This window comes from Mesorhizobium sp. M7A.F.Ca.CA.002.04.1.1, assembly GCF_004022805.1.
GTDB classification, from domain to species: Bacteria; Pseudomonadota; Alphaproteobacteria; order Rhizobiales; family Rhizobiaceae; genus Mesorhizobium; species Mesorhizobium ciceri.
Genome location: NZ_RZPL01000512.1, coordinates 1 through 4,296, shown reverse-complemented (window position 1 = coordinate 4,296; position 4,296 = coordinate 1). Strand labels below are relative to the sequence as shown.

General features: G+C 58.7%; 4 protein-coding genes. All 4 read left to right on the top strand.

Annotation, left to right across the window (positions count from 1 at the left end):
• On the top strand, window positions 1-1,821 hold a 1,821-nt coding region (locus tag ENZ75_RS23000; protein ID WP_281061265.1), incomplete at its 5' end, for a methanol/ethanol family PQQ-dependent dehydrogenase.
• A gap of 178 nt (window positions 1,822-1,999) precedes the next feature.
• Window positions 2,000-2,524, top strand: coding sequence for a c-type cytochrome, methanol metabolism-related (locus ENZ75_RS22995; protein WP_013532071.1), 525 nt, complete (start codon window positions 2,000-2,002; stop codon window positions 2,522-2,524).
• 1 nt (window position 2,525) lies between these two features.
• Complete coding sequence (locus ENZ75_RS22990) at window positions 2,526-3,389, top strand: substrate-binding domain-containing protein (protein WP_164745859.1); 864 nt, start codon at window positions 2,526-2,528, stop codon at window positions 3,387-3,389.
• Entirely contained in the window at window positions 3,386-3,946 is a 561-nt protein-coding gene (locus ENZ75_RS22985) for a PQQ-dependent catabolism-associated CXXCW motif protein (RefSeq protein ID WP_027162625.1), read from the top strand. Before ENZ75_RS22990 ends, ENZ75_RS22985 begins: the two co-directional genes overlap by 4 nt.
• Window positions 3,947-4,296: the final 350 nt, after the last annotated feature.

Here is a 4,296-nt window from a genome sequence, read left to right as displayed (position 1 = left end):
AATGAGGACCTTGCAAAGCTGGCTTCGGATTCGAAGAACTGGGCAATGCAGACGGGTGACTACGCCAACACCCGCTATTCCAAACTCAACCAGATTACTGCGGACAATGTGAAGAACCTGCAGGTCAAGTGGACCTTTTCCACCGGCGTGCTACGAGGCCACGAGGGTGGACCGCTTATCATCGGCGATGTGATGTATGTCCACACGCCTTTCCCGAACAATGTCTTTGCGCTCGATCTCAAGAATGACGGGAAGATCCTTTGGAAGTACGAACCCAAGCAGGATCCCAACGTCATTCCGATCATGTGTTGCGATACGGTCAACCGTGGCGTTGCCTATGGTGACGGCAAGATCATTCTCAATCAGGCCGACACCACAGTCGTCGCCCTCGACGCGAAGACTGGCAAGGTCGTCTGGTCGGTCAAGAACGGCGACCAGACCGATGGCGGCAAAGGCGAATCTGGTACGGCTGCCCCCGTCGTCGTCAAGGACAAGGTGCTCATCGGCGTCTCCGGCGCCGAATTCGGCGTTCGCGGCTGGCTGGCCGCCTACAATCTGAAAGATGGCAAACTCGCCTGGAAAGCCTATTCGGAAGGTCCGGACGCAGACACCCTGATCGATCCCGAGAAGACCACGCAACTCGGCAAGCCGGTTGGCAAGGATTCCGGCACGAACACCTGGGAAGGCGAGCAGTGGAAGACCGGCGGCGGCACGACATGGGGATGGTATTCCTATGATCCCAAGCTGAACCTGGTCTATTATGGCACCGGCAATCCCTCGACGTGGAACCCGGTCCAACGCCCCGGCGACAATCGCTGGTCGATGACGATCATGGCCCGCGATGCGGATACTGGTGTTGCCAAATGGCTCTACCAGATGACCCCGCATGACGAATGGGACTATGACGGCATCAACGAGATGATCCTCGTCGATGGCATGGAGGTCAACGGCGCCAAGCACGACGTGCTGGTGCATTTCGATCGCAATGGTTTTGCCTACACCATGGATCGCGCCACCGGCGACCTTCTCGTCGCCAAGAAATACGATCCGGCCGTGAACTGGGCGACCGAAGTCGTCATGGACCCCAAGAGCGAACAGTATGGTCGCCCGCAGGTCGTGGCGAAATATTCGACCCAGCAGAACGGCGAAGACACCAACTCGACGGGCATCTGCCCGGCGGCGCTTGGAACGAAGGACCAGCAGCCGGCGGCCTATTCGCCGAAGACCGGGCTGTTCTATGTCCCCACCAACCATGTCTGCATGGACTATGAGCCTTACAAGGTGAGCTACACCGCCGGTCAGCCTTATGTTGGCGCCACCGTGTCGATGTATCCCGCACCTGGCGGCGACGGCAACATGGGCAACTTCATTGCCTGGGATGCGGCCAAGGGCGAGATCGTCTGGTCGAAGCCCGAGCAGTTCTCGGTGTGGTCGGGCGCGTTGGCGACAGATGGCGACGTCGTCTTCTACGGTACACTCGAAGGCTACATCAAGGCGGTCGATAAGGACGGCAAGGAACTCTACAAGTTCAAGACCCCGTCCGGCATCATCGGCAACATCACGACCTACGAGCAGGGCGGCAAGCAGTATATCGCCGTTCTGTCGGGCGTCGGTGGATGGGCTGGTATCGGCCTGGCAGGCGGCCTGCTTTCGCCTGACAACGCCGCTGCCTGGCATGGCGCCGTCGATCAGGGCCGCGCGCAAGGCGACCAAGCCGCTGTCGTTGGTACAGCTGGCCTGGGTGCCGTCGGCGGCTACGCGGCACTTGCCGACTACACGACGCTGGGCGGTCAGCTCACCGTCTTCGGTCTCCCGGATTGATGCGCTGGGAACCTTGAGCATGCCTCAGGTCTTGTGAGACCAAAGGCTTGAAGAACGAGAGCCCGGACATCCGGAAGCCATGGCCGGGCTCTCGATTCGGTTACGCACCCAAAAACACCGATCAATGCCGGTCGCGACAGCAAAACCGTGTCCATTGGCAAATGAAGGAAGCGTTTGAATGTCCGTTCGCATTGTAATTTCGGCTTTCGTCCTGGCTCTGCTGCCTCTGGCAAGCTCGAGCCTCGCCCGGGCCGACGACAGCATGGAAAAAGCCAAGGCGGTAAAGGAAGAAGGCGGCAAGTATTTGGATGCGGATGGAAATCCGACCTACAAGATCGAAAACGGAACCGTCGATTGGTACACGTTCAGCGGCTACCGCCGGTATCATTCCGATTGCCATGTCTGCCACGGACAGGACGCGACAGGTTCGAGCTATGCGCCGGCTTTGGTCAACAGCTTGAAAACCATGGATTACGCCACATTCCTCTCGATCGTCGCCGAAGGCCGCAAGAATGTCGGCGGCGGCAAGGAAAACGTCATGCCTGCCTTTGGCGACAACAAGAACGTCTATTGCTACCTGGACGATCTCTACGTCTATCTGCGCGCGCGCGCGGATGGCGCGGCGCCCCGCGGAAGGCCGCCCAAGCACGAAGACAAGGCCCAGGCGGCGAAGGATGCCGAAGCATCCTGCATGGGTGGATGACATGATCGGCCGCGATGCATTGAAGCTGCGCGTCGTTCTGCCGATCCTCGGCACACTCGCCTTGCTGCCGTCGAACGCGCATGCGCAAAGCGCCGGCCTTGGCGCGGCGGGAGAACTGGTCGACCCTGACATTCTGCGCGTCTGCGCCGATCCCTCGAATATGCCCTTCACCGACAAGAGCGGCGAAGGCTTCGAAAACAAGCTGGCCGAACTGGTTGCCGCGAAAACCGGGCGCAAGTCCGTCTCCTACACCTGGTTTCCCACGATCACCGGCTTCGTGCGCAATACGTTGGGGGCCAACCGATGCGACATCATCATGGGCTATGCCCAAGGCGATGAGCTGGTGCAGAACACCAACGCCTACTATCGCTCCGCCTATGTGCTGGTGCATCCGAAAAGCCACGATATGGAAGGCGTGGAAACGATCGAGGATCCCAGACTCACAGGCAAAACGATCGGCGTCGTTGAAAGCACGCCGCCAACCGCCAACATGGCCGCCAACAAGCTTCTGCGGACCGCCAAGATCTATCCGCTTGCGGTGGATACGCGCGTCACCCCATCAATGGGGGAGGTCATGATCAAGGACATGCTGGCACACAAGATCGATGCGGCGGTGCTGTGGGGACCGATGGCAGGTTACTACGCCAAGGAACTCGGAGCTGATGTGACGATCGTTCCACTGGTGAAGGAAAAAACCGGCTCGCGCATGTCTTACCGCATCACCATGGGCGTACGTCCGTCGGACCAGGAATGGAAGCGGACGCTCAACCGGGTGATCAGGGAAAACCAGGCGGAGATCACCAGGATCCTGCTGAGCTACAACGTGCCGCTGATCGACGAACACGACAACCTGATTACCCAATGAATGGAAGGGAGACTATTTTCGTGCTGGTCGCCGCGAGCCTTCTGGGTCTGGCCGAGCCGACATGGGCTGGCGACATCGCCGAACCCAGCGGTTTCCGGATGGACGACTATCGGGCGCCGGTGCCGCGGACGCTGCAAGGCGCGAGGGTGGTGACGACGGTGGAAGCGGAAGCGCTGTGGCGAGCGAAAAAGGCGATCTTCTTCGACGTGATGCCGGACACGCCCAAACCGGCCAATTTGCCGGCAGGGACGATATGGAGAGACAAGGTCAGAAAGGACATTCCAGGCAGCATATGGCTGGCCAATGTGGGATACGGCGCTATTTCGCAGGAGACCGCCAGCTATTTTCGCCAAGGCCTCGCGGCCAAGGCCGGGACGGACAAGTCGCGCACGGTTCTGTTCTACTGCATGACGAATTGCTGGATGTCGTGGAATGCGGCGAAACGGGCCGTCCAGTGGGGCTACAGTTCAGTGATCTGGTATCCGCTCGGCGCCGATGGATGGGAAGATGCAAACCTTCCACTGGAGGAGAAAAAACCCTACGCAACGAACAATTGAAATAAGGACTGCAATTATTCTCGATAGTTTGTTTTCAATTTTTCAAAACCTATTGTTTCATTTGTCCATTTTGAAACTTGATGGACGAGCCATTGCGTCGGTGCCCTGCAATGGTTGGCTAACGACAGGATCGGTCCCTTCGGGCTGGTATAAGAGGAGAAATGTCATGAAGAAGAACTGGAAAAAACCGACCATGTGTCAGGTTGCCGCTGGCTTCGAAATTTCACGGTATCTGCCTGCTGAAATTACTCCCAAGAAGTAGGCCGCAGAGGTGCGCGTCCCTGGCGACAGGGGCGCGCATCCCCTCGCCGCATGGGATTTCCGTGAAAGATTTTGACGCACGCAAAGCG